The 25,337-nt window shown below is 75.0% G+C and carries 21 protein-coding genes; 16 read left to right on the top strand and 5 right to left on the bottom strand.

Annotated elements, in window-relative coordinates; genetic code table 11:
• Positions 1-5 precede the first annotated feature (5 nt).
• The 12 genes from LC193_RS16445 (at position 6) to LC193_RS16390 (ending at position 17,309) form a co-directional block, all read left to right on the top strand.
• Positions 6-389: a hypothetical protein gene (locus LC193_RS16445; RefSeq protein ID WP_226075044.1), complete on the top strand. Its 384-nt coding sequence runs from the start codon at positions 6-8 to the stop codon at positions 387-389.
• A gap of 1 nt (position 390) precedes the next feature.
• Positions 391-1,791, top strand: coding sequence for a hypothetical protein (locus LC193_RS16440; RefSeq protein WP_226075043.1), 1,401 nt, complete (start codon positions 391-393; stop codon positions 1,789-1,791).
• A gap of 170 nt (positions 1,792-1,961) precedes the next feature.
• Positions 1,962-2,309 carry a type VII secretion target gene (locus tag LC193_RS16435; protein WP_226075042.1) on the top strand — a complete coding sequence of 116 codons (348 nt, stop codon included), beginning with the start codon at positions 1,962-1,964 and terminating at the stop codon, positions 2,307-2,309.
• Between the two features lie 84 nt (positions 2,310-2,393).
• Complete coding sequence (locus tag LC193_RS16430) at positions 2,394-4,787, top strand: TPR repeat region-containing protein (protein ID WP_226075041.1); 2,394 nt, start codon at positions 2,394-2,396, stop codon at positions 4,785-4,787.
• A gap of 35 nt (positions 4,788-4,822) precedes the next feature.
• Positions 4,823-8,848 carry a type VII secretion protein EccCa gene (eccCa, locus tag LC193_RS16425; protein WP_226075040.1) on the top strand — a complete coding sequence of 1,342 codons (4,026 nt, stop codon included), beginning with the start codon at positions 4,823-4,825 and terminating at the stop codon, positions 8,846-8,848.
• Positions 8,849-8,966: 118 nt separating this feature from the next.
• The gene (eccD, locus tag LC193_RS16420) at positions 8,967-10,385 is read left to right on the top strand and encodes a type VII secretion integral membrane protein EccD (RefSeq protein ID WP_226075039.1); all 1,419 of its coding nucleotides are present in this window, start codon (positions 8,967-8,969) and stop codon (positions 10,383-10,385) included.
• A 14-nt stretch (positions 10,386-10,399) separates the two neighbouring features.
• On the top strand, positions 10,400-11,773 hold the full coding sequence (locus tag LC193_RS16415) for a S8 family serine peptidase (RefSeq protein ID WP_226075038.1): 1,374 nt from the start codon (positions 10,400-10,402) through the stop codon (positions 11,771-11,773).
• Positions 11,774-13,312 carry a type VII secretion protein EccB gene (eccB, locus tag LC193_RS16410; RefSeq protein WP_226075037.1) on the top strand — a complete coding sequence of 513 codons (1,539 nt, stop codon included), beginning with the start codon at positions 11,774-11,776 and terminating at the stop codon, positions 13,310-13,312.
• Positions 13,309-14,508, top strand: coding sequence for a type VII secretion protein EccE (locus tag LC193_RS16405; protein ID WP_226075035.1), 1,200 nt, complete (start codon positions 13,309-13,311; stop codon positions 14,506-14,508). The genes eccB and LC193_RS16405 overlap by 4 nt, the downstream gene beginning before the upstream one ends.
• Complete coding sequence (locus LC193_RS16400; RefSeq protein WP_226075034.1) at positions 14,505-15,230, top strand: hypothetical protein; 726 nt, start codon at positions 14,505-14,507, stop codon at positions 15,228-15,230. Before LC193_RS16405 ends, LC193_RS16400 begins: the two co-directional genes overlap by 4 nt.
• Before the next feature lie 157 nt (positions 15,231-15,387).
• A complete protein-coding gene (locus tag LC193_RS16395) occupies positions 15,388-16,020 on the top strand; it encodes a response regulator transcription factor (RefSeq protein WP_226078665.1) in 633 nt (210 codons plus the stop codon).
• A 245-nt stretch (positions 16,021-16,265) separates the two neighbouring features.
• Positions 16,266-17,309, top strand: a complete 1,044-nt coding sequence (locus LC193_RS16390; RefSeq protein ID WP_226075033.1) for a methyltransferase domain-containing protein — start codon at positions 16,266-16,268, stop codon at positions 17,307-17,309.
• 56 nt (positions 17,310-17,365) lie between these two features.
• On the opposite strand, the gene LC193_RS16385 is transcribed toward LC193_RS16390, so the two are convergent.
• From LC193_RS16385 to LC193_RS16375, 3 genes are all read right to left on the bottom strand, one after another.
• Positions 17,366-17,629: a type II toxin-antitoxin system RelE family toxin gene (locus LC193_RS16385; RefSeq protein WP_226075032.1), complete on the bottom strand. Its 264-nt coding sequence runs from the start codon at positions 17,627-17,629 to the stop codon at positions 17,366-17,368.
• A complete protein-coding gene (locus LC193_RS16380) occupies positions 17,626-17,904 on the bottom strand; it encodes a type II toxin-antitoxin system prevent-host-death family antitoxin (RefSeq protein WP_226075031.1) in 279 nt (92 codons plus the stop codon). The genes LC193_RS16385 and LC193_RS16380 overlap by 4 nt, the downstream gene beginning before the upstream one ends.
• A gap of 239 nt (positions 17,905-18,143) precedes the next feature.
• Positions 18,144-18,539 carry a winged helix-turn-helix transcriptional regulator gene (locus LC193_RS16375; protein WP_226075030.1) on the bottom strand — a complete coding sequence of 132 codons (396 nt, stop codon included), beginning with the start codon at positions 18,537-18,539 and terminating at the stop codon, positions 18,144-18,146.
• 111 nt (positions 18,540-18,650) lie between these two features.
• On the opposite strand from LC193_RS16375, the gene LC193_RS16370 reads away from it, so the two are divergent.
• Complete coding sequence (locus LC193_RS16370) at positions 18,651-19,058, top strand: RidA family protein (RefSeq protein ID WP_226075029.1); 408 nt, start codon at positions 18,651-18,653, stop codon at positions 19,056-19,058.
• 42 nt (positions 19,059-19,100) lie between these two features.
• On the opposite strand, the gene LC193_RS16365 is transcribed toward LC193_RS16370, so the two are convergent.
• Positions 19,101-21,461, bottom strand: coding sequence for a sensor histidine kinase (locus tag LC193_RS16365; protein ID WP_226075027.1), 2,361 nt, complete (start codon positions 21,459-21,461; stop codon positions 19,101-19,103).
• A 126-nt stretch (positions 21,462-21,587) separates the two neighbouring features.
• On the opposite strand from LC193_RS16365, the gene LC193_RS16360 reads away from it, so the two are divergent.
• The 3 genes from LC193_RS16360 (at position 21,588) to LC193_RS16350 (ending at position 24,911) form a co-directional block, all read left to right on the top strand.
• Positions 21,588-22,730 (top strand): ParB/RepB/Spo0J family partition protein, encoded by a 1,143-nt coding sequence (locus LC193_RS16360; protein WP_226075025.1) that lies wholly within the window; start codon positions 21,588-21,590, stop codon positions 22,728-22,730.
• A gap of 418 nt (positions 22,731-23,148) precedes the next feature.
• Positions 23,149-24,309: a sensor histidine kinase gene (locus LC193_RS16355; RefSeq protein WP_226075024.1), complete on the top strand. Its 1,161-nt coding sequence runs from the start codon at positions 23,149-23,151 to the stop codon at positions 24,307-24,309.
• The gene (locus LC193_RS16350) at positions 24,306-24,911 is read left to right on the top strand and encodes a response regulator transcription factor (RefSeq protein WP_226075022.1); all 606 of its coding nucleotides are present in this window, start codon (positions 24,306-24,308) and stop codon (positions 24,909-24,911) included. Before LC193_RS16355 ends, LC193_RS16350 begins: the two co-directional genes overlap by 4 nt.
• Before the next feature lie 132 nt (positions 24,912-25,043).
• Here LC193_RS16350 and LC193_RS16345 read toward each other — a convergent pair whose 3' ends face one another.
• Positions 25,044-25,253, bottom strand: coding sequence for a hypothetical protein (locus LC193_RS16345; RefSeq protein ID WP_226075020.1), 210 nt, complete (start codon positions 25,251-25,253; stop codon positions 25,044-25,046).
• Positions 25,254-25,337: the final 84 nt, after the last annotated feature.

Below are 25,337 nucleotides of genomic sequence, written 5' to 3'. Positions count from 1 at the left end.
ACGGGATGAGTGACGGGGACCTGGAACTCAACCCGGACGCCGCGCGCGACGTGGAGGCCGGCACCGGGGAGAGTGACCGGCTCGCCGCGATGCGGGCGAAGTTCATCGACATCGCGTCGGCCCAGGGCCTGTTCGGCACCGCGCCGAACGGCGCGGCGGCGGAAGCGGCCCTCGCATCGGCCGCCTCCGCCATGCTCACCGAGCTGGAACGGGCCGGCATCTCGGTGCAGGACATCAGCGAGAGCGCGGCCGAGACCGCGCGGCTCGCGGACGAGACGGACGAGGCCGCGCGGTCGACGCTGCACGGCGTGGAAGACCCCGTGACCTACATGAACAACTTCCTGAACTCCACCGGCGGTGGCGGCGGCTCGTACTACGAGGTGCAGTGACATGTCGACTTCCGCGGATTTCCACAGCATCGTCGACGACGTGTACAGCGCCGCGCACATCCGCATCTACGCCGCGGCCGGCGCGTGGATCGCGCTGGCCGGCGCGGGCACGTCCGAGGGCGACCGGCTCTCGGGCACCGCGTCGGAGGCGGCGGGGCAGCCGGGCGTCGGGCTGCTCGAACTGGCCGACCGCATCGAGGGCGCCGCGTCGTGGGCCGGCGGCGCGGGCGCCGTCGCCCAAGTGATCGCCGAGCAGCTGAACTCGGCGGGTGACGCCTCGGCGCGCGCGACGGAGCGCGCGCTGGCGCTTGAGGTCGAGTTCAACGCGGCGTCCGAGTCGCCCGGGGGGCCCGACGTCGGGGCGGGCGCGGTGCACGCGGCGCAGGTGCAGTTCGAGGAACGGCAGCGGCTGGTCAAGGAGGCCGAGAAGGTTCGGGCCCACCTCGGGGACGCCATCGCGCGGGTGACGGGCGGCGATGTGCCCGTGGCGCCAGGCGGCGGCGGTGGCGGTGGCTCGGGCGGCGGCCCCGTCGGTGGCGGTGGTGGCGGCGTCGGCGGCGGGGGCGCGGGGGGCGGCGGTTCGGCGGCGTTCGGCGGCGCGGGGGCCGCGGGGTACGGCGGTTCCGGCGAGCTGGTGCACGTGGCCAACGGCTCGCACGTCGGGGTCGGCGACTACCCGCACTCGCGCGTCCTCGGGCCCGAGCACGGCGACTTCGCCGGCTGGGTGCAGAGCCCGAACACCGGCTTCCTCGTCGACCCGGCCACCGGCCGGGAGTTCGACACCGTGACGGGCCGCTGGATCGACCCGGTCACCGGGCAGCCGTTCGGCGCGGTCACCGAGTACGCGACGCGGCTGTCCGGGCTCGGCACGGGCCCGGGGGCGATGGTGACCGGCTTCGGCGGCGGCGGGGGCGGCGCCGTGGCGGCCGTCGGCGTGGGCGGGACGGCGGCGGGACTCGCCGGTCTCTACGGCGGGACGATGCCGCCGAGCGTCGGGCACACGGGCCCCGCGCGCGGCCAGGTCGTGCAGCAGGCGACGCGCAACCTCGCGGCGCGGGCCGCGGTCGCGGGCCGGTTCGCGATGCACGAGGCCGCGCAGGGCGGACGGCCGTACACGCCGCCGCCCGGCGCGGCGGCCTCGCGCGCCGGCGCGCCCGGCGCGGGCCGCGCCGCGGCGGGCGCCCGCAGGCCCGCGACGGCCGAGGTGCCCGGCGGCGTCAAGCCGCGCCCGCGCGACGCGGCGGCCCGCCTCGCGGGCGCCCCTGCGCCCGCGCCGGGGGCGGCGCGACCCAGGGGCCGGGCCGATGAACGCGGTCGCCAGGGCAAGCCGACCGAGCTGACCGAGGACCCGCGCGTGTGGGCCTCGGGCCGCAAGGCGGGGCCCGGCGTGCTCGGTGGGTGACTCCGGCGGGCGTGGGTGCCACGGGGGCATCCACCCCCGCCGGTGAGCGGGCCGCCACCGCGGCGGCCGGGCCGAGCGCACCGGCCCGGCCGCCGCGGTGGCACGGTGGGAGCAGCACACAACGGCGAGCCGCCGTCGGCAGAACACGAAGAACAGCGAAGGAGGGCCTGATGTCGGACGACTCGACGGAGTACCTGCCCGAGGAGTTCCGCGTCAGCGCGGTGCACCACGACGAGTCGGCCGAGGTGGCGGGCAGCCTGGCCCGCCGCGTCGGCAACGCCTCCCCCGCCTCGACGCACTTCGGCGGCGCGCAGGCGGCGAGCTTCAGCTCGGCGCTCGGCTCGGCCGCCGGGGAGCGCTCCCGGGCCGCGCAGCGCGTGCAGGACACCCGCGGCGAGATCGCGACCGGCGCGGTCACCGCGGCCAACATCGGTGACGAGACCGACGCGGACGCCGGTTACGTGCTCGGCGCCGCCTCGCTCGGCGACGTCGGGCAGGGGATCGCCGACCGCATCTGAACGAACCGACCGTGGCCATTCCGGCCCACTCAACTTACCCGTCACTGCCGCTCTTTCGCGCCCCTGCCCTTCCGGAGCCCCATCGTGTCCGACATTTCGATAACCAAGCAGGACGTCATCGACAAGGCGGGCTGCGATCCATGGGAGCTGGAAAGCGAATTCGCCTCCGACACCGATCTGGAAATGATCGATTCGCTCGCGGGAATCTTCCGGAACGGCGCGGAAGAGGCCGACGACGCGGGCGGGGTCGCGGCCTACGCCTCCACGCTTGAGGAGCGCGCGGGCACGCGCGGCAGCAACGCGATCTACGCGGACGCCTCCGAGCACCTGACGCAGACCTACGAGGACCTGGGCGCGGAGAACCTGGAGAACATCTCCTCGGTGCTGAACCAGGTCGCGGGCGAGGCCGAGGCGGTGCTTGAGTCCAACGACGAGGCGATCACCGGGCCCATGGGGCTCGACTGGGTGGTGGAGACGCAGAACACGGCGGCCCAGGACGACTGGAGCGCGTTCGAGTCCTGGTTCGCCGAGCAGAGCGGCGGCGAGCACGACCTGTTCTCCTACACGATCCACGAGGAGACGTTCACAGGCACGCGGCCCACGTTCCCCAAGGACGACCTGAAGTCCCACATCCGCGACTACCGGCTCGAACTCGCCGCCGACAGCGCCTCGCGCGCGTACGACCGGATGTTCGAGGACGTGGACGACTACTACGCGATGCTGCACCAGAAGGAGGGGCAGCTGAGCGAGTACGGCTACGACGTCTCCGACTCGCCGGTGCCGTTCTGGCACACCGACGGCCGGGCCGAGCACGAGGCGGAGCAGCTGCACGAGCTGCTTCAGGAGGACAACCCGGACCCGGAGGAGCTGGAACGCTACAGCGCGGGCGTCGACCGCCTGGTCAACGGCCTCGACGGCGGCGAGCTGACCTCGCAGGAACGCGCCTACCTGCGCAGCTTCTACGACACCCTGAGCGCGGACGACCTCGCCACCCTCGGCGCCCTGGAGGGCGAGGCCTACGACGGCGTGCGGGAGACCGTGGCCAACGGCGTCAACACGCTGATGTCCCCGGCCCGGGGCGGCCTGCACCCGACGGAGGACGCGGCCCTGGTGCCGGACTCGATCAAGCCGATGATGGACGACGACCTGCTCGACCCCGACCTGTCGGAGGACGAGGTCCGCGAGCGCGTCGCGCAGTACAACGGCCTGGGCGAGCTGATGTCCCACGCGTCGATGCGGCCCGGCGACGTGTTCGGCGAGGAGGTGGCCACGGCCGCCATCCACATCGAGGAGGACTACCAGCACTGGGACCGCGAGATCGCGTCCCAGGCCATCTCGGGCAGCGGCAACTACATCCGCGACGTGGACGACCTCGCCTCGCTCACCGGCGGCTCCGACATGCTGACGATGGTGTCCACCAACCCGGAGGCCGCGGCCCGCACCCTGACCGACCCCGAGCTGCTGGAGAAGCTGGTCACGCTCCGCTGGAACGCGGACGAGGGCGAGGCGGCGGGCGCGTTCATCGGCGCCGCGACCACGCCGCCCGCCGACGGCGAGCCCAGCAGGAACCAGCTCGACGCGGCGCGCAACGTCCTCCAGGTCGTGGGCCCGGACACCGCGATCGGCGATGGAGCCCAGCCCCGCGAGGCCGTGACCAGCGCGATCCTCGACACGGGCCTCGCCTACCTGGACTTCCTCGCCAACACCGGCCAGGAGGGCGTCGAGGAGAACACGGCCCTGACGCTGCTCGGCGATGAGGTGCCGGGCTTCGTGCTGACCCAGGAGGAGCGCGCCGCCTACTTCGAGTTCGTCGCGGGGCAGGAGCAGAACCTCAAGGACCAGTTCTACGGCGGCGTGCAGCGGCACGCGTACGAGCGCACCCTCGACGCGTTCAACGACGACAGCGTGGACATCGGCCAGTACATGGGCAACCTGGCCGACCTGCACGGCGCGATCGACGCCGGCGAGTTCGCGCTGGCCCGCGAGAACCACCCGTTCAACGAGGAACGCGCCACCGATGAGGCGGGCACCGCCGTCCAGCGCAACTGGGCGGCCGGCTTCGAGCTGGCCACCGCCATCAACGACACGATCGGCCTCATCCCGGCCGCGGGCAGCGTCACCGGGATCACCGGCGAAGTGCTCGGTGTCGCCGAGACCGTGGTCGGCGAGTACGTGGGACCGCCGCCCACCCAGGAAGAGATCATGGAGAACCGCCGCTACGAGACGATCCTCGACCAGGGCGGCGACATGCGGTACTGGTTCGCGCAGGCCGCGGCCGAGTCCGGCAACATCCCCGGGGTCAGCCGCGAGGACGCCGAAGCGCTCGCCGACGTCCGCGAGAACAGCCCGAGCCAGTACCGTGACCGTCTGGCCGAGCTTGAGACGTCCGGCGGATACCACGACCCGGTGCTCGACCGGTACTGGGACCGGCGTTCCGAGCTGGTGCTCGGCGCGCCCAACCCCGCGCCCGCCGAGTGACCGCCGCGTGACCGGGGAGAAGTGAGGGACGCACCATGAGCAGCCCGACCACCGTGGTCCGGCGGCCGGCGCGGGCCGCGCAGCCGGCGGTGCCGGAGAACGAGTTGGTGCTCAAGGCGCCGCCGCCGCTGCCGCAGCCCGAGGACAGCAACATCTGGATGACGGCGCTGCCCGCGCTCAGCGGCCTCGGCTCCGTGCTCTACATGCTGACCATGGGGCGCGGCGCCATCGGCTACATCGTGGGCACCATGTTCCTGGTGTCCTGCCTGGCGATGGTGATCGGCTCGGTGCTGCGGCAGCGCGGCTCGGCCAAGAGCCAGGCGCGCAACGACCGGCGCGAGTACCTGCGGTACCTGGAGCGCACCCGCGCGCAGGTGCGGCGCACGGCCGAGGCGCAGCGCGAGGCGCTGGAGTGGAACGCGCCAGAGCCGTCCGTGCTGTGGTCCGTGGCCGAGAGCCGCAGGCTGTGGGAACGCCGGGGCGCGGACGCCGACTTCGGGACCGTGCGGGTGGGCGCGGGGCCGCGCTACCTGGCGACGCCGCTGGTGCCGGGCGAGTCGCCGCCGGTCGAGGACCTGGACCCGCTGTCGGCGGTGGCGCTGAAGCGGTTCATCGACGCGCACTCGGTGGTGCCCGACCTGCCGGTGCAGGTGGCGCTGCGCAGGTTCGCGTCGCTCGCCGTCACCGCGGACGACCCCGAGGCGGCGCGCGCGCTGGCGCGCGCGGTGGTGGCGCACGCCGTCACGTTCCACTCGCCGCGCGACCTGCGCGTCGTGGTCTGCGCCCGGGAGGTGGAGGGCGCGGACTGGGGCTGGGCGAAGTGGCTGCCGCACGCGCACCACCCCGACGAGGTGGACCACGTGGGGCCGGTGCGGATGACGCACGGCGTGCTCGGCGTGCTGGAGGAGTGGCTGGGCGCGGAGCTGACCCGCCGCACCCGTTTCAACCGCAACGCCGACCCCGACCCGGAGCTGCCGCACCTGCTCGTGGTGCTCGACGGGGGCCGCGTGACGGGCACCGAGGCGCTGCTCGACGCCAACGGCATGCAGGCCGTGACCGTGCTCGACCTCGACGGCAGGGCCGCGCACCTCACGGACGCGCACGGCGTGCGGCTCGACATCACGGGCACGGCGCTGTCCGTGGTCGCGGGCGAGACCCGCGACGGGCTCGGCACGGCCGACGGCCTGTCGGCCGCGCAGGCCGAGGCGCTCGCCATGCAGCTGGCGCGGTTCAGGACGGACGCGGCGACCACGCAGGCGGACGCGGAAGACCTGACCACCGCCGTGAACACGCTGCCCGCGCTGCTGAACATCCCCGACCCGGGACGCCTCGACCTCGACGCGCTGTGGCGGGCGCGCCCGATCAGGGACCGGCTCGCGGTGCCCATCGGCGTCTCGGCGGACGGCGGGCTGCTCGAACTGGACATCAAGGAGTCGGCGCTCAACGGCATGGGCCCGCACGGCCTGCTCGTGGGCGCGACCGGCTCGGGCAAGTCGGAGCTGCTGCGCACCCTCGTGCTCGGCATGGCCACGACGCACGGGCCCGACCAGCTGAACTTCGTGCTGGTCGACTTCAAGGGCGGCGCGACGTTCGCCGGGATGGCGGAACTGCCGCACGTGGCCGCGGTCATCACGAACCTGGAGGACGACCTCACCCTCGTGGACCGCATGCGCGAGGCGCTGTCGGGCGAGATGAACCGCCGCCAGGAGGTGCTGCGCGACGCGGGCAACCTGGTGTCGGTGCGCGACTACGAGCGCGCGCGGCAGCGCGGCGCGGCGCTCGCGCCGTTGCCGAGCCTGTTCATCGTGGTCGACGAGTTCTCCGAACTGCTGGCCCAGAAGCCCGACTTCGCCGACCTGTTCGTGCAGATCGGGCGGCTGGGCCGCTCGCTGGGGCTGCACCTGCTGCTGGCCTCGCAGCGGCTCGACGAGGGCCGCCTGCGCGGCCTTGAGGCGCATCTGTCGTACCGGGTCGGCCTGCGCACGTTCTCCGAGTCGGAGTCGCGCACCGCGATCGGCGTCACGGACGCGCACCACCTGCCGAGCGCCCCTGGCCACGGCTACCTGAAGACGGACACCGCGACGCTGAAGCGCTTCCGCGCCGCGTACGTCTCCGGCCCGTACCGCGTGAACGGCGAGGACGGCGGCGCGCTGGCGCTCGGCGGCGGGGTGAACGTCCGCCCGTTCCCCGCCGGTTACGTGCCGGTCCCCGCCGAGCAGGTCGCGCCCGAGCCGGAACCGGCCCGCGAGCCGGACGAGTTCGACGACAACGAATCGCTCGGCAGCACCGTGCTCGGCGTGATGGTCGAGCAGATGACCGGGCAGGGCCCGCAGGCCCACCAGGTGTGGCTGCCGCCGCTGGACCGGCCCGAGCCGCTGGACGCGCTGCTCGGCGACCTGTCCGTGCGGCCCGGGCGCGGCTACGGCTGCGCGCCGGACGGGCCGCCGCTGACGGCCGTCGTCGGCATCGTCGACCGGCCGTTCCACCAGCGGCGCGACCCCATGACGGTGGACCTGGCGGGCGCGGGCGGGCACGCGGCGATCGTCGGCGGGCCGCACGCGGGCAAGTCGACGGCGCTGCGCAGCCTCATCGCGTCGCTCGCGCTGCGCCACACGCCGGCCGAGGTGCAGTTCTACTGCCTGGACTTCAGCGGCACGCTGTTCGGCATGGCGCAACTGCCGCACATCGGCGGCGTGGCCGGGCGGCTGGACTCCGAGAGCGTCAACCGCACCGTCGCCGAGGTCCTTTCCGTGCTGGAGAGCCGCGAGACGCGGTTCCGCGAACTCGGCGTGACGTCGATGGCCGACTACCGCGCGGCCCGCGCGGCGGGCAGGACCGGGTACGCGGCCCGGGAGGGCGAGCCGGTGGGCGAGGACGCGCACGGCGACATCTTCCTGGTCGTCGACGGCTGGGCCGTGCTGCGGCAGACCTACCCGGAGCTTGAGCAGACGCTGATGGCCGTCGCCGGCCGCATGCTGACCTACGGCATCCACCTGGTGATCACCGGCAACCGCTGGCTCGACATGCGCATGGGCCTGCGGGACCTGATCGGCACGAAGATCGAGCTGAAGCTCGGTGACGCGCTGGACTCCGAGGTGGACCGCAAGGCGCAGCGCACCATCCCCGGCGGCCGTCCCGGGCGCGGCATCACCGACCCGAACGAGAAGCTGCACTTCCTCACCGCCGTGCCGCGCGTGGACGGGGTCCCGTCGGCCGACGGGCTCGCCGAGGGCATAGCCGACCTCGTCCGGCGCGTCGACTCGGCCTGGGAGGGGCCGCGCGCGCCGGGCGTCCGGCTGCTGCCGACCGCGTTCCCCGTGACGGCCGCCGCGCCCGGGCCGCGGCCCGGCATCACGGTGGCGACCGAGGGCAACCGCCTCGAACCCGTGGTGTTCAGGCCCGGCGAGGAGGCCGGCCTGATCGTGCTGGGCGACAGCGAGTCGGGCAAGACGTCGCTGCTGCGCTCGGTGGCCCGCCAGGTGATCACCGCCTACACGCCCGAGCAGGCGCAGTTGATCATTCTCGACCACCGGATGACGATGCTGCGCGAGTTCGACGGGCCGCACCTGCTCGGCTACTCGACGACGCACGAACGGTCCATGGAGGTCGTCGGCGGCCTCGCGGAAGGGCTCAAGAAGCGCCTGCCCGGCACCGACGTGACGCCCGAGCAGCTGCGCGACCGCTCGTGGTGGACGGGCCCCGAGATCTACCTGCTCGTCGACGACTACGACCTGGTCGCCACCTCGCGCGGCAACGCGCTGAAGTACCTGCTCGACTTCCTGCCGCAGGCGCGCGGCATCGGCCTGCACATCTACCTCACGCGCCAGGCCGCCGGCGCCTCCCGCGCGGTGGCCGAGCCGGTCGTCGGCCGCCTCAAGGAACTGAACACCCCCGCCGTCCTGTTGAGCATCCCCAAGGATGAGATGCCCATCTGGGGCCTGAAGGCCGTCAAGCGGCGCAAGGGCCGCGGCCTGATGCTGCACCGGCGGCTCGGCACCGTTCCCGTGCAGGTGGCCCGCGCCGAATCACCCCTCACCCAAGCCCCGGGAAGCACCTCATGAACGGGAAAAGCCCCGAGCGGGCCCCGACCGCCCGCACCACCGGCACCACCCGAACCACCCGCACCGTTTCCACGACCGCCGAGACGGCGGCGCACGCCCGCACCGCAGGGACCGCGTCGTGAACGCGGGCACCGCGGGCCCGCGGCAGGCCCCCGGCGGCACCGACTTCGTGCGCGTCGGCCTGGCGGGCCCCGCCGGCCGCGCCGACCTGGCCGTGCCCACCGGCGTGCCGCTGGCCCGGCTCATGCCGGGCCTCCTGGCGCACGCGGGCGAGGAACCGGGCCAGGACGGCGGGGTCAGGCACGGCGGCTGGATATTGCGGCGCGCCGACGGAACGCGCCTCGACCCCTCCGCGACGCTGGGCGCGCAGGACGTCCGCGAGGGGGACGTGCTGTTCGTCGGCCACGGCCACGACGACACCACGCCCCCGCTGTACGACGACGTGGCCGAGGTCATCGGCGAGCACGGCGTGCGCGTGGGCTGGCCGGCCGCCGCGACGCGCAGGACGGCGGCGGCGCTCGCCGCGTTCGCGCTGCTCGCCGGGTGCGCCGCGCTCGCCGTCGCGCCCGGGCGGCTGCCCGGCTGGCTCGGCCTCGGCACCGCGCTGCTCGCGCTGACCGTGGGCGTGCTGATGTCGCGGGCGTTCGGTGACGTGCGGGCCGGGACGTTCGCCGCGGTGCTCGCCGCGCCGCCCGCGATGCTGGGCGCGGTGCGGCTGCTGGGCACCGAGGCCGGCACGGTTGACGGCTTCACGGCCGGGCACCTGCTGCTCGCGTGCGCGGTGCTCGCCGTCATCGGCGCGCTCGGCCCGGTGCTGGTCGGCGGCGGGGACGGCACGTTCGCCGCGCTCGTCGTGACGGGACCGCTCGCGGCGACCGGCGCGCTGCTGTGCGCGGTGTGGGACGTGACGCCCGCCGAGGCCGCGTCCGTCACCGCGCCGCTCGCGCTCGCGCTGACGACCGTGTGGCCCACGCTCGCGCTGCGCCTGTCGCGCATGCCCGCGCCGCAGGTCGCGTCGGCCGCCGAGGACCTGGAGACGCTGCCGAGCCAGCTCGCCCACGACGCGCTGCGCGCCCGGATCGCCCGCGCCCGCCGCCTGCTCGCGGGCCTGCTGGCCGGCTCCCACCTGGTCGCGGGCGCGGGAACGCTCGTGCTGTTCGGGTCGGGCGAGCTGTGGCCCGGGGTGCTGGGCGCGGTGCTCGTGGTGCTGACGCTCATGCGGGCCCGGCTGTTCGTCGAGGCGGGGCAGCGGGCCGTTCCGCTGGCCACGGCCCTGCTGTCGGCGGTGGGCGCGGCGGCGTTCCTGCTGGCCGACCGCACCGGGCAGAGCCTGACGCCGCTCGGCGTCGCCCTGCCGCTCGCGCTGGTGACGGCGCTGGTCGCGGGCTGCGTCGCGCTGTTCGCCGGCCGCTACCAGGTGAACCCGCGCCTCTCGCGGGCCGTCGACATCCTGGAGACCACCGTGCTGCTGTCGGTCGTGCCCCTGGCGCTGGCCGTCTGGGAGGTCTACTCCGCGCTGCTGAACCTGCGGGTGTGAGCGCGGTGCCGCCGATGACGACGAGACGAGGGCGCGCGCGGGCGGCGACCGCCGCCGCGGCCACGGCCGCGCTGTGCGCGGCGACGCTCGCGGTGCCGGGGCTCGCGCCCCGGGCCGCGGCCGAGCCGTGCCGCACCCAGGCGACCGGCGAGGAGCTGCCCGAGGGCGCGGGCCCGTACCCGCTGGTCGACCGGCTCGGGCTGTGGCAGGCGTGGGACCTGGCCATCGGCGAGGGCGTCACCGTGGCCGTGATCGACTCGGGCGTGGACGCCTCGCACCCCGACCTCGCGGGCCAGGTGAGCGACGGCAGCGAGTACAACGGCGTGGCCTCGGCGGACGAGTTCGAACGCACGGCGGTGGCGCCCGTCCAGGACTGCGCGGGCCACGGAACGGCCGTCGCCGGGCTGGTCGCGGCGCACCGTTCCGACCACATGAGCGGCGTCGCGCCCGGCGCGACCGTCTACCCGGTGCGCATGGACGACGGCGTGGACCGGGCCACGCCCGGCACCCTCGCCGCCGCGATCGACGACGCGGTCGCGGCGGGCGCCGGGGTCATCAACCTCTCCCTGGCCCGCCCGGTGGACGACGCGCCGGTGCGCGACGCGGTGGCCCGCGCGGTCGCGGCCGACGTCGTCGTGGTGGCGGCGGCGGGCAACGAGGGCAACCAGAACGTCTCGGGCGGCCTGATGTACCCGGCGGCCTACGACGGCGTGCTCGCGGTGGCTTCGGTCGGCGACGACGGGCAGCCGATGGACAGCTCGAACGCCGGTCCGTGGGTGGATCTGGCCGCGTACGGCGAGGAGTTGACGGTCGTGGCGCCGGGCGGCTCCGGCTACAGGACCGAGGCGGGCACCAGCATGGCCGCCGCCCAGGTGTCGGGCGCCGCCGCGCTGGTCAGGTCGAGGTTCCCCGAGCTGACGGCGGCCGAGGTCGCCGCGCGGCTGACCGACTCGGCCACGCCGGTGTCCGGGGGCCGCAACGACCGCACCGGCGCGGGCATCGTCGACCCGTTCGGCGCCCTGACCCACCTCGGGGGCGGCGACGGCGCAACGGGCGGCGACGGCTCGGGTTCCGGGGACGGGGCGGCGGCCCGCCCCGGGCACGTTCCCGTGCAGGCGATCCCGCGCGATGAGCCGCTGCTGTCCGCGACCGCCGCGACCGCGCTGGCCTGGAGCGGCGTGCTGCTGCTCGCCGTCGTGCTCGGCCTGCTCGCGGCGCCCGCCGTGCGCCGGGCGGCCCGGCGCGGCTGGCGCGCCGGGCCGGGCGCGGACGGCGACGAACGGCCGCCCGCCGCACCGCCGACCGCGCCCGCCGGCCTGTCCTGGCTCGACGGCACCCACCGCCCGGCGCCCGACGCCGCGCGCCCGAACCGGAACCGGACCCGTTAGATGGCAACCACACGCGAACAGGCAGAGGCGTACGCCTACGAGAACCGCCGGCGCACCACGAGCCTCCTGCGCGGCGCGGACGAGGCGCGGTTCGACCCGCGCCGCCGGCTGAACCGCGCGCTCGGCGGCGGGGTCGCCATCGGCATCCTGATCATGGCCGGGTTCGGCATCGCCGGCTGGCTCGGCGGCGGGCGCGGGCCCGCCCTGCCGGGCACGGGCGCCGTCGTCGTCGGCGACAGCGGCGACCGCTACGTCGTGAACAACGGGGTCGTGCACCCGGCGCTCAACCTCGCGTCCGCGCTCCTCGTCGGCGGCGGCGAGCTGACCGAGGTGCGGCAGGCCACGCTCGACGAGGCGCCGCGCGGGCTGCCGGTCGGCATCCCGGGCGCGCCCGACGCGCTGCCGGACGCGGGCGCGCTGGTCACCGAGGACTGGACGCTGTGCGCGACGCCCTCGGAGACCGGCGGCAGCCCGACGCGCACCGCGCTGTACCTGTCGGTGCCCGACGTCGCGCCAGGCGGGGACGCCGAGGGCGGCGCCACCGTGCTCGTCGAGGCCGCCGAGGGCGGCCTGTGGCTGCTCACGGAGGGCCGCAGGCACGCCGTCGAGCCCGGCATCCGCGACCTGCTCGGCCTCCAGAGCGTGGCGGCGGTGCAGTTGCCGACCGAGTTCATCGCGACCGTGCCCGAGGGGCCCGCCATCACGATCCCCGAGCCGGGCGCGGGCAGCGGCAGCGTTCCGTCGGCGCAGTTGCCGTTCGCGGCCGTGGTCGGGGACCTGGCGCACACCGAGGAGGGCGGCGCGGGGCGGCAGTTCTACCTGGTGCGGCCCGACGGCCTGGTGTCCGTTCCGGAACTGGTGCACACGCTGCTGAGCGCCGAGTCCACCGACCACGAGATCAGCGCGTCCGACGCGGCGCGCGCCCCGCGTTCCGACGAGAGCGCGCCGGGCGATCCGGCCTGGCCCGACACGCTGCCATCGGCCGAGGAGCCGGGCCGCAACCAGCCGGTGTGCGTCAGCAGCCCGCCCGGCGGCCAACCGGGCGACGCGCCGTGGCAGGCGACGGTGCACCTGCCGCGGACGCTGCCCGAGCCCGAGGGGCTGACCCCGGTGACCCCGGTCGACGGGGCGCGGCTCGGGCTGCTCGACGAGATCTGGATGCCCGCGGGTTCCGGCGCGCTGGTCCGCGCGACCGCATCCGGCGGCACCGGCGGCACGTACGTGCTGGTCACCGACAGCGGCACCGCCTACCCGTTCGCCTCGCCCGAGGCGGTGGAACGGCTGCGGTACGCGCCGGACGAGGCGCTGTCCGTGCCGCAGAGCTTCGTCGGGCTGCTGCCCACGGGCCCGGTGCTCGACCCGCAGGCGGCGGCGCGCGAGCAGCGCGGCGCCGGGGACACGGCGGGCGGCGCGCAGGACGCCGGGGAGACCGGCGGTTCCGAGGACGCCGAGGACGCCGAGGACGCTGGGGACACCGGGGATTCCGAAGGCACCGGGGACGCCGGGGAAGCGGGCGGGGACACGGAGGTGGGCTCATGAGCACGGCGAACGGCTCCGGGGCGCGGCTCGGCCGCGGCCGGCTCGTCGCCCTCCAGGCGGCCCTCGGCTGCCTGCTCGCCGGGGCCGCGTACCACGACAGCGGCCCGTGGGGCTACGCGGTGGCGGCGGCAGGCGCGCTGCTCGCGGCGTGCGCGCTGCTGCGCCGCCGGGGCGGCTGGGCGGACCAGCGGCTGCTGGAACGCGTGCGGCACCGGTCGCTGGCCGCGCCGCCGCACGCCGCGCCGCCCCGCGACGCGGCCGACGACCTCGGCGTCGCGCACGCGGTGCTGCCCGCGCTCGACGTGAGCGAGGTCGCCGACCGCAACGGCTACGACCTCGGCGTCCTCGCCGACGGGCGGGGCTTCGCCGCGGTCGTCGAGTTCCCCGGGGGCGCGGTGCCTTCCGTGCCCGCCGGGCCCGTCGCGCAGTGGCTCGCCGACGACCCGGCGGGCCCGGCGGCGGCGCAACTCGTCGTCGAGCAGTTCGGCGTGCCCCCGTGGGACTTCCACTACCGGTACCAACCGACCATCTGCTACCGCCAGTTGCCAGCCGGCGGGCGGCCGGTCGCCGTTCGCTCGTGGCTGGTGGTGCGGCACGAGCCGCTTGAGGCGCCCGAGGCGGCGGACCGGCGCGGCGGCGGCGCCGCCGGGGCCAGGGCCGCGGTGGCCGCGGCGACCGCGCGGCTGCGCGCGCGGCTCGCGGCGGCCGGGGTGCCGACGACGCCGCTGAACGCCGAGGCGCTGCGCGACCTGCTGCGGCAGACCGGCGACACCGCGGGCGAGGGCAAGGCGCTCGCGGGCAGTTGGGCCGGGGCGGCGGCCACGCACTGCACGCTCACGGCGCGCGTGGCCGGCCAGGCCGACTGGGCACGGCTGCTCGGCGGGCTCGCCGCGTGCACCGCGGACCGCGTGGTCACCGCCGCGACGCTCACCAGGGAGGGGACGGGACTGCGCGTCCAGGCCGCGGTCCGCGTCGTCAGCACGCTCGCGCAGCACGCGGCGTCGGAACGGGACCGGCTGGTGCGGTCCGGGCTCGTCGGCCCGCCGGCGGCCGACCAGGCCGCCGGGCTGCTCGCGACCCTGCCCGTCGCCCACCCGTCGCGTTCGCTGGTCGAGGCGGCCGGGTTCGGCCGCGCCACCGCACCCGCACCGGCGACCGCACCGGCCGCCGCCGCACCGCAAGGAGGAGCCGGATGAGCCGTTCCACCCGCCCGGCACGCACGCGGGGCCCCGCCATGCCCGATCTCGGGACGCTGCCCGCCGCGCGCTGGAACGACGACGCGGGGCCGGCGTTCGGTCTGCTGCCCGGCCACGCCGGGGTGCACCTGGGCACGACGGCGGCCGGTCAGCCGGTGTCGCTCCCGGCCCCGGGGCCCGGCGGAACGCGCGTCGCCGTGCTCGGGGAGTCGCTGTTCGGGCGGCTGTTCGCGCTCAGGCTGCTCGGCGTCGGCGCCCGGGTCACGGCGGCGACGCGCGTTCCCGACCAGTGGGTGTCCCTCGGGCAGGCGGCGGGCGACCGGCTCGTCGTGACCGACGGCGTGGGCGGCTGGCCGACCGCGCCGCCCGCGCCGCCGACGGTGGCGGACGGGCCGCAGGCCCTGATGTGCGACCTGCGCAGGGCGCCGCCCGCGGGGCTGGCCGAGGGCCCGTGGCGCACCGTGCTGCACGTCACGAGGAACGCGCCGCGCCGCTCGGTGTTCTGGTCGGCCGCGCACGTGGTGCTCGCCCTCGACGCGCGGTTCGCCGACCCGGTGGGCCGCCTGCTGGGCGAGGACGCGGCCCGGCGCACGGCGGCGCTCGCGGCGGGAGAGATCATCCTGTTCCGGCGGGGTGCCGCGGCCGAGGTGCTGAACCTGGACATCTCGCCGGGCGAGACGGCGCTGCTGACGCCGGGCAGGAGGCTGCCGGGACAGCGCTGACCCCGCGGCCCCCGGCCGCGACTCGACACTGTGTCGAGAACTACCGTGCGCCGCCGTACACTTTCGGCACACGAGCACCGTGGGGTCAGCAGTGGACGACGCATTCACCGATACGGCCGGCGGCGCGCCGCACCGGCCGCCGTCCGCCGAGATCGGCATCGCGCTGATCGACGACCACCCGGTGGTGCGCGCCGGGATACGCGGCTGGTGCGCGGCCTCGCCGCGGCCGATACGGGTGCTCGCGGAGGGCGCGGAGGTGGCGGTGGCCCTGGCGGGCCCGGGCCGTTCCGCCCAGGTCGTCGTCCTCGACCTGTACCTGACCGGGGAGACCCCGGCCTTCGCGGACGTGAGCCGCCTGGTCGCGGAGGACCGCAGGGTGATCGTCTACACGATGCGGGACAGCCAGGAGGCGGCGCTCACCTGCATGGACCTCGGCGCGTTCACCTACCTCACCAAGGCCGAGGGCGAACGGCACCTGGTGGCCGCGATCCACGCGGCGGCCGACGGCCGCCCCTACACCCCGCCGGGGCTCGCCGGCGCGTTCGGCTCCGACCGCAGGCCGGGCCGGCCGCCGCTGACGCCGCGCGAGGTCGAGGTGCTGCTCGAATGGTTCCAGTGCGAGTCGAAGGCCATGGTCGCCGAGAGCCTGGGCATCTCGGTGAGCACCGTGAACACCTACCTGGACCGCGTGCGCATCCGCTACGCGAACGCCGGCCGACCCGCCAACACCAAGGCCAACCTGGTGGCCAGGGCCGTGCAGGACGGCCTGATCTCCCTCGACGAACTCTGACCCGCGCCGCCGCGGCGGCCCCGGCGCGCCGGTCCGCCCCCCAGGGCCGAGGCCGCGGCAGTTCCCGCCCGGGCCGCCGCGCACCACAGCCTTCCCTCGGACCGGGCCGGGCGCGACACCGCGTCGCCGTCGGCACCCTTATTGATTTGGGTTGACCGGTCCCAAGCGCGTTCCCGACCGTGTCCTTCACTCGGCCGGGGCAGTTGAGAGGACGCTTCGTTCGCCACGCACAGGAGTGAACGCCCGTGAGCCTGATCGCCCCTCCTGCCCCCGATGTCGCCCAGGCAGCCGCCGCCGTCCCCGAACGTCACTACACCCACCACACGGGGCGTGGTGAGACCGCCCAGCGCTCCAACCCCCTGGTCGTGCAACGTGAATTGACCACACTTGAGGTCACGGAAGGCATGAACGTACTGGAGATCGGCACCGGCTCCGGGTACTCCGGTGCCCTGCTCTCCCACCTCGTCGGCAAGGACGGTTCGGTCACGAGCATCGACATCGACCCCTACCTGGCGCGCTGGGCCAACCTCATCCACCACCAGCACGGGATCGACAACGTCCGCTGCCATCCCGCCGACGGCACGCGCGGTCACCCCGGACAAGCTCCCTACGATCGGCTGGTCGCCTGGTGCACCCCGCCCCTCCTACCGCGCTCCTGGGTCGAGCAGATGACCGATGGCGGGCTGATCGTCACCCCGCTGCCCATCGCCGCCGTCCCCAAGGTGACTGTCGTCGTCCGCATCCGCGTGACCGCGGGCACGCCGCACGTGGAGGAGATCCACCACGGCGGCTACGTGGAGACCAGCACGGGCGGCGAAACCGACTCCGACGTGCCGCTGCGCTGGGTGGACTGGGAGAACCGCCTTCCCGCGCCCTCGTGGATCTCCCTGGCCCGGCGTGCGGAGGACGACTGGAAGCACACGGCGGCGCGCGCCGCCCTCGACCTGCTGCGGGTCCCCGGCCACACCGAGGCCTATCGGGGAGCGGCCGTCGACTGGACCAGTTGGCGCACCTTCGCCGCTGCCATTGTCGGCCCTCACCTGACCGTGGCCGGTCTCGCTCCCGAAGCCCTGGCCCTGGGGCACTCTGCGTTCACCACGGCCGCTGTCCTTCAGGACGACGGCACCATCCTCGCTGACGCCCCTGACTCGGCTTCACTCACCGCCCTCCACGACTGGCTCGCGCGCTGGGAAGAAGCCGGGCGCCCATCCCCCGAGGCGTACACCCCGGCCTTGAACCCGCACACCGGCCCCGACGGCATCGGCTGGGACCTGCGGCTGACCCGGTAGCCCTTCACAGTACCGAGGGCCCAGGCCCGCCTCGGCCGACTGGGCAGAGACTGGAGTCAGCGATAGATGTCGCGGCGGTGATCGACGTCGATGACGGTAATCGTCAGAACGGCGTTGGCGATGCCGTACACCACCCGGTAGTCCCCCACCCGCAGGCGGTACTCCTCGTCCCGGCCGCGCAGCTTCTTGATGTCGAGTGCCGGGGCGTACGGGTCACGCGCGAGTTTGTCCAGGGCGGCTTTGATACGCCGTTTCGTCGCGTCGTCCAGGCGGCGGAGCTGGCGTTGGGCGGTGGAGGTGAACGCGAGGCGATAGCTCACCGGCCGTCCTGGGGGGCGATGTTCCCGAAGTTCCCGAATACGTCGTCCGACGAGTAGCGGGTGCCGTCGTCCTCGTACGTCCTCGCGGCCAGCGCGTCGTCGATCGCGTTCTCGGCGACCTCGTAGTCCTTGATGGACATGATCGCCGCGATGCGTGTCCCGTCGCGGGTGACCACCGTGGCGCCGCCCCTGGCGGCGCGTTCCAGCAGAGCGGACAGCAGGGCGGGCAGCTCGGTCTCCTCCACGGAGTCGGGCAGTTCGGAGTCATGGACCATGGCGGTCACCGTAGCGTCGCGTCCCCACACGGCGGGGGAGGACGCGGCGGGACAACCCTGTTCAGTGACCGCGAGCGCTTTTCGCCGAGGCCTGCCCGGAGTTCGTCCCTCCCGGTGCGGCCCCTCGGCCGGTCGGCGGGCAGCGCTCTTTCCGACGGCCGTCGGGGGCCGTCGGCTTTCCGTCGGACGAGCAGCGCGGCAGCCCCGTCGGCCTGCGTTCTCGTGCTTCCGGGGCGCGGTCAGGTGCCGGGGGTGCCGGGGGTGAAGCGGCGGCGGGCCTCTTCGATGCGGGCGAGGTGTGTGCGGGTCCAGTCGCACATGCCGTCGACCGTCGACCGCAGGGCGCGGCCCGGGCCGGTGAGGGTGTACTCGACGCGCGGCGGGACGGTGGGGTGCACGGTGCGCTCGACGAGGCCGTTGCGCTCCAGCATCCGCAGGTTCTGGGTGAGCATCTTGTGGCTGATGCCGTCGACCTCCGCGCGCAGCTCGCCGAAGCGCAGGGTGCGCTCGTCGAGGGCGGTGATGATCAGAAGGGCCCACTTGTTGGCGATGTCGGAGAAGATCTCCCGCGCCAGGGAGTCCGCCCGCCGCAGGTCGGCGTCCTCGGGCGAGCCCGTGTACTGCTTGGTCACCATCGGGTTCCTCAGTCACTGAAAAGTGCGTTCTTCCATGTCAGCGCACACTTTCCTACAGTTCTCAAGTAACCACAAGAGAGCAAGACGTCGTACGGCGAGGAGCGGAGCAACATGGCCATCACCCTGGTGAACCCGAGCGGACTGCCGGAGATCGGCGCCTACCGGCAGGTGTCGGTCGCGACCGGGTCGAAGCTGGTCTTCGTCGCCGGGCAGGTCGCGTGGGACGCCGACGGCGTGACGGTGGGCGCGGGCGACCTGGCCGCCCAGGTCGAGCGGTGCTACCTCAACGTCGGCACCGCCCTGGCCGGCGTCGGCGCGTCCTTCGCCGACGTCGCGAAGCTGACCGTTCATGTCGTCGACTGGACCCCGGACAAGATGCCGCTGTTCGAGCAGGGGCTCGCCAGGGCCGCCGCGCGGCTCGGCACCACGCCCGTGCCGCCCGCCACGCTGCTCGGGGTGGCGGCGCTCGACGTGCCCGAGCACCTGGTCGAGATCGAGGCCGTCGCGGTCCTCGACTGAACGGGCGCCCCGGCCCGTCCACGCCCCGCCGGTCGGCGCCGCTCAGGCCGCGCAGGCGGCCTCGACGAACAGCCGGCCGTCGCCGCTGACCCGCCGCACCCGGACGCCGTCCGGCGCGTCGTGCTCCGCGCGCGCCGCCGGGAGCGCCGGCGCGTCCGGCACGTCGATGACGACGCCCACCCGCACCTGCCCCGGGGCGCGCACCACCGTGGCGCGCGCCGTGTGGCGGGCCGCGGCGAGCGCGGCGATCACCGGATCGGTCAGCGCGCGCCGCACCTCCTGCGGCAGGTGCAGCGGCTCGCCGCGCACCGCGAGCGACACGGTGACGCCGGCCCGCTCCGCCACGTCGATGCACGCGCGCAGCTCGTGGATGAGCTGGTCGCCGGCGTAGTCGCTCTCCGCGAACAGCCGGCGCAGCCGCGTCGCCTCCCGGGCGCAGGCCCGGCGCACGGCGGGGTCCTCGGGGTCGGCCGTACCGCGGGCGAGCGCGCCGAGCAGCGGCAGGACGGTGGCCTGCAACGCGCGGTAGCGCTCCCGCTGGTCGGCGTGGATGTGCAGCGCGGCGGTGGCGCGGATGCGCAGCGACTCCCGGTCGCGGGCGGCGGCGGCGATGGCGTCGGTGCGGTCGCGCAGCAGCCCGAGGCCGAGCACGACGGCCACCTGGAAGCCGCACACGGCGAGCGCGCTGAGCGCCATCCCGGCGGCGTCCGGCCGGGACGGCGCCCCGGCCGCGTACAACAGGCCGATCATCAGCGCCAGATGGCCCGCGATGAACGCCCCGACCGCCTGGAAACCGCGGTGTCCGAGCAGGACGACGCCGAACCACCCGGCTTCGAGGAACGACCAGTGCGGCGTTCTCAGGAAGTCGTCCGCGGGCAGCTGGCTGGTGGCGGCCACGGACGCGGCGAGCACCGCGCCGAGCGCCGGGGCCGGCCAGCGCGCGGGCCACGGGCGCCCGCGCAGCAGGTAGGCGGCGGTCACGAGGAGCACGCCCGTCAGCACGCAGAACGCGGCGACCTGGAGCGGCGGGTGGCTGTAGCCGGGAAGGCTGCCGAGCAGCGAGGGCAGGGCGAGGGCGAAGTGGATCACGGCGAGGATGACGAGACCGGCGTGCCGCAGCCCGCGGAAGAGGTGGCGTTCGACCGCGGGGAACCGCCCGGCCGCCCGGTCCCCGCCGCCCTCGGCGGCGTCGCCCGCCCGGGCGCCCGCCGCTTCGTCCGGCCAGGTCAGGCGCACGGTCGTGCCCTCCCCCGGCCGGGAGGCGATGTCCGCGCTCCCGCCCGCGGCGGCCATGCGCCCGGCGACGGACAGCTTCAGGCCCTGCCGGTGCGCGGGCACGTCCGCCGGGTCGAACCCGGCGCCGAGGTCGGAGACGGTCACCGTGAGCACGCCGCGGGAACGTTCCGCCGCGACCCGCGCCGCGGTGACCCCCGCGTGCCTGACGACGTTGCGCAGCGCCTCGCCCACGCTGTCGCGCAGACTGGTCACGGCGGCGCGCGGCGCGCCGCCCAGGTCGTCGGCGAACGCGGCCGTGATGTCGAGGACGGGGTGCGCGGCGAGTTCGGCCGTGAGTTCGGCCGCCACGTCCGCCTCCTCCGGCCCACTCGCCTCGCCCGATCCGTCCGTCGCGTCCGGAGCGACGCCGTCGCGGGCGGCCAGCAGCCGGTCGAGATCACGCGCCGCCTGCGCGCGCAGCGCGCCGGGGCGCACGCCGGAGCCGGGGAGCGAGGCCATGAGCAAGGTCGCGGACGCGGTGTCGTGGAGCACGGCGAGGTGCTCGCGTTCCGCGGCCCGGCGCGCCTCCGCCACCTCAAGGTCCCGCCGCGCGGCGGCCGCGGCGCGCAGCGCGGCGTCGGCCGCGCGGCTCTCCCTGAGCACGACCACGAACAGCACCCGGGCCAGCGCGGCCTCCATCAGCACCCAGCCCACCACGGGCACCGCGCGCGTCCAGCCGTCCGGGTCGGCGAGAGCCGCGCCCGCCAGGTCGGCCGCGCCCAGCAGCACGGCCGCGAACGCACCGGTCAGCGGCGGGTGCGTCAACTGGTAGGAGACGGCGAGGAAGCTGATGGCGACGACGATCCACGTGCCGTCGTACGCGGTCTGCGACTCGGGAACGACCAGCGGCCGGCTCAGGCACATGCCCGCCATCACGGCCAGGTCGCAGACCGTCGCCGCGCGGGGCCGCAGCGCGGCGGCGGGCGACAGGCGGACGCAGCACCAGGCGAGAACGGCCAGGCACACGGCGGCGGTCACCGGCATGTCATCGGCCGGCATGGCCAGGACGGCCAGCACGGAGCAGAGGGCGAGGACCACCGTGCGCCCGTAGAGCGCGAACCGGTGGGCGAACGCCGTGAACTCCCGTTCCGCGGGCCCCCGCGCCGCAGAAACCGTCGGTGTCGTCAACGTACTCGCCCCCGCCGTGCCCGTTCGCGCCCGCCGCCGCATGTGGGTCGAACAGCCCTCACGGCCCGCGGAAAGCGCCCATAGTATGCCGAAGACCGCCGACGAGTGACAACGTGGAGCTGAAGCGTGGGCGTTGAACCGGGTGCGCATCTCGCCGAGCACTCCTGGGGGCACGCGGTGGTGCGGACCACCCAGCCGGTCGACGGCGTCCCCGTCACCGTGGTCCCCATCTCCCTGCTTCAGCTGTCGGACTCCCCCCGCCTGACCGGCCTCGACGTCGAGCACGTCTCGGCGCTCGCGTCGGCGGGGAACGCGCTGCCCCCGATCTTCGTGCACCGGACGACGATGCGGGTGATCGACGGCCGGCACCGGGTGCGGGCCGCCGTGCTGCGCGGACGCGAGACGATCGAGGCCAGGCTGCTCGACGGCCACGAGGACGACCTGTTCGCGCTGGCCGTGCGGCTCAACGTGGTGCACGGCCTGCCGCTGACGACCGCCGACCGCACCGCGGCCGTCCGCCGCCTGCTCGGCACGCATCCGCAGTGGTCGGACCGCGCCATCGGGCACATCGCGGGGCTGTCCGCGAAGAGCGTCGCGTCGCTGCGCCGCCGCCTCGCGGGCGAGGCCGCGCAGCTGGCCGGCCGGGTGGGCAGGGACGGCAGGACCAGGCCGTTGAACGCGGTGCAGGGCCGCCTGCTCGCCAGCCGGCTCATCAGCGAACGCCCCGCCGCGAGCCTGCGCGAGATCGCGCGCGAGGCGGCCATCTCCATCGGCACGGCGCACGACGTCAGGCGCCGGCTGAAGTCCGGCCAGCACCCGGTGCCCGCGGGCCTGCGGCGCCGGCAGTCGGCGGGCCGCGCCGACGCGTCCCGGGCCGAACGGGCCCGTGGCGGCCGGCCGGCGGCGGCCGGCCGGGACGACGCGGCACCCGCCGCGGCGGCGCCACCGCTGTCCCCGGCGACAGGGGGGCCGGGCACGGCGGTGGCGGCGGGGGCCGGCGCGTCGGGGGCGCGCGAGGTGCTCGGGAAGCTGAAACGCGACCCGTCGCTGCGCTTCTCCGAGGCGGGCCGCAGCATCCTGCGGCTCATGGACGCCCACGCGGCCCCGCCCGCGGCCTGGCAGCGGCTGGCCGACGCGGTACCGGCCCACTGCGCCGGCCTCGTCGCGACGGCGGCGCGGGACTGCGCGGCGGCCTGGCTCGCGTTCGCACAGCGCGTCGAACAGCGCGCCGAACACCGCGCCGGCCACGGCCCGCAGGGCCGCCCCTGACCGGCGGCGCATCGGCGGCCGTACGCGGTGGACAGGCCCGCCGGGCGGGCCCCGCCACCATGCCCCCGGCATGCGCGGCCATCATCTCCCCGGAATGCGCAAATACCCTTCGCAACAGCGTTGTTGAACCCCCACGACCCTTCCCTGGCAACGCCCTGTGCGCCTATCATCGCCATGCTGCCGCGTGTGGCCTCGCAATGCGACAAGGGGACCGGAGAAGCAGAAGCCGCGACGGCCGCCCCGGAAGCGAAGTAGCACCGACTTCCCGTCCCAGCGACCGGCAAACGGAACCCAGAACGCACTTGCCCCACCCCGGCCTTCAACCGTGCTTCGGCGGCGCGGCCCCGACCAGGCCGCGCCCCCACGGCTACCGGGCGACGGCCAAGTGTTTCTCATCAGGCACTCGGGGGTGTCCCACGTGGGAGAAAGATCCGGACCGACCAGGGAGCAAGTGGATTCGGCGGCCAGACTCGCCGGAACCGTCGTCATCCTGATCGGACTGGCAGCCGTCGTCCATGCGAAAGTCCACTGGCTGAGCGACGATCCTGTCTCCGGGCACATCGCGCCCGTCTTACTTCTCACCTCGTGCTTCCTCGCCCTGAGCTACCGACTGGTCCGGTGCGCGATGTGCGGCTGGCGTGAACCGGACGACATATGGCGGGAACTGGGCCTCTTTTCCTGCGCGACCATCGTTCTCATCGTTTATTTCCAGGCCCATTCCGGTGGGCTCGCCATGACGTTCGTCGGCGTCGTCGTCCTGGCGGTGCGGCTGCTGCTCGCGGCCCTGCTGGCACTCCCCGTGCTGGGCACCACCTGGGCGACGTTCATCGCCGAGGGCCTCTCCCCCTTCCACCTGCTCGCCGTGCTGGCGCTCGTGCTCTCCACGGGAACCGCGTACTTCTTCGTCGGCTGGATCACCTCCCGCTACCAGGAGGCCGTCAGGTCGGCCGCGCGGCAGCGGCAGGAGGCGCTGGTCGAGGAGCGGATGCGCTTCGCCAGGGACCTGCACGACGTCCTCGGGCACAGCTTGTCGGTGATCGCGCTCCAGAGCGAGCTGGGGGCGCGCCTGGTGGCCACCAACCCGGAGGGCGCGCGCAGCGCCCTGAAGTCGGTGGCGGACCTGTCCAGGAGTTCGATCGCCGACGTGCGCGAGGTGGCGAACGGCTACCGCATGCGGCGGCTCGCCGCGGAGATCGGCGAGGTGGTGGACGTGCTGCGCATGGCGGGCGTGGCCGTCGAATGCGACGACGTGCCCGATGAGTTGCCCCCGAACGTCGAGCAGACGCTCGCCTGGGTCGCACGGGAATCGGTCACCAACATCCTGCGGCACAGCGACGCGGCGCGCTGCCGCATGCGGCTGTCGCGGGTGTGCGACCGCGTCACGTTCGAGATCAGCAACGACGGCGTGGGGCCGTGGGACGGGCAGGCGGGCAGCGGCCTGCTCGGCCTGCGCGACCGGGTGGAGGCCCAGGACGGCGTGCTGGTCTGGGGGCCGCACGCGGACTCCTGGTACAGCGTGCGGGCCGATGTCCCGCTGGCCGCGGCGCCGGGCGGGGCGCGGGCGGGGGGTCGGCAGTGATCAGGATCGTCGTCGCCGAGGACGAGGGGCTGACGCGTGAGGCGCTGGTGGCGCTGATCGGCCTCGCCGAGGGGATGCGCGTCGTCGCCAGCACGGGACGCGGTGACGAGGTGCTCGGCCTCGTCGAACGGCACGACGCGGGCCTGGCCGTGCTCGATGTCGAGATGCCCGGCATGGACGGCATCCAGGTGGTCGAGCAACTCCAGTGCCTGCGGGCCGGCTTCCCCGCCCTCATGCTCACCAGCCACGCCCGTCCCGGCCGCCTCCAGCGCGCCCTGAAGTCGGGCGCCAGCGGGTTCCTCACCAAGGAGGTTTCGGCGGAGAAGCTGTGGGACGTCATCCGCGCGCTGCACCGGGGCGACCGCTATGTCGATCCCGCCCTCGCCGCGGCTGCCCTCGCGGCCGGTGAGAGCCCCCTGACGGCCCGCGAGGCTGAAGTGCTCCAGCACGCGGGGGAGGGCAACCAGCTCAGCGCCGTGGCCCTCGCGCTGAACGTCAGCGAGGGAACGGTGCGCAACCACATGTCGTCCGCCATCAGGAAACTCGGCGCCCGCAACCGCATCGTCGCGTTCCGCCGCGCGACCGAGGCCGGGTGGATCTGACCGGGCACATCCCCGCGGGGCGCGGCGCACGCGAAAGCCACCCATGACAATGGTCATGGGTGGCTCTGTGCTTTTTCGCATTCCCCTCCGCCCGTCACGAAAACGTCGGTTGACACGCGCGGGCCGCACGTGTCACGCTCTTTTCGGCAGGCGAGGTGTGCCCAAATCCACCGCGCCGGACCCGGCGTCGCCTCCCTTTCGCGAGTTCGTACGCGACGCGCTTCCCCTTTTCCTCCCGGCCGTGAAGTCCGCGACGAACTTTTCGACGAAGTCCTCGACGAAGTCCTCGACGAAGTCCTCGATGAGGTTTCTCGACGCGTCCGGCCTCTCGCCCTCCGGCACGACAGCGCGCCGCGTCGGCCCATCGCTCCGTCCGGTATCGGTCCCGCAGAAAGGCCGGCCCCCATGCCGAGCACCGTGTCCGCC

It is taken from the genome of Streptomyces marincola, from assembly GCF_020410765.1.
Taxonomy (GTDB): Bacteria; Actinomycetota; Actinomycetes; order Streptomycetales; family Streptomycetaceae; genus Streptomyces; species Streptomyces marincola.
Note: the sequence above shows the minus strand (reverse complement) of the source record. Positions and strands in the feature narration are given on the sequence as shown.

Coding starts and splice junctions, on each gene's coding strand:
- LC193_RS16445 (WP_226075044.1), top strand. CDS start 6: ATGAGTGACGGGGACCTGGAACTCAACCCGGACGCCGCGCGCGACGTG.
- LC193_RS16440 (WP_226075043.1), top strand. CDS start 391: ATGTCGACTTCCGCGGATTTCCACAGCATCGTCGACGACGTGTACAGC.
- LC193_RS16435 (WP_226075042.1), top strand. CDS start 1,962: ATGTCGGACGACTCGACGGAGTACCTGCCCGAGGAGTTCCGCGTCAGC.
- eccCa (WP_226075040.1), top strand. CDS start 4,823: ATGAGCAGCCCGACCACCGTGGTCCGGCGGCCGGCGCGGGCCGCGCAG.
- LC193_RS16415 (WP_226075038.1), top strand. CDS start 10,400: ATGACGACGAGACGAGGGCGCGCGCGGGCGGCGACCGCCGCCGCGGCC.
- eccB (WP_226075037.1), top strand. CDS start 11,774: ATGGCAACCACACGCGAACAGGCAGAGGCGTACGCCTACGAGAACCGC.
- LC193_RS16405 (WP_226075035.1), top strand. CDS start 13,309: ATGAGCACGGCGAACGGCTCCGGGGCGCGGCTCGGCCGCGGCCGGCTC.
- LC193_RS16400 (WP_226075034.1), top strand. CDS start 14,505: ATGAGCCGTTCCACCCGCCCGGCACGCACGCGGGGCCCCGCCATGCCC.
- LC193_RS16380 (WP_226075031.1), bottom strand. CDS start 17,904: ATGGTCCATGACTCCGAACTGCCCGACTCCGTGGAGGAGACCGAGCTG.
- LC193_RS16375 (WP_226075030.1), bottom strand. CDS start 18,539: ATGGTGACCAAGCAGTACACGGGCTCGCCCGAGGACGCCGACCTGCGG.
- LC193_RS16370 (WP_226075029.1), top strand. CDS start 18,651: ATGGCCATCACCCTGGTGAACCCGAGCGGACTGCCGGAGATCGGCGCC.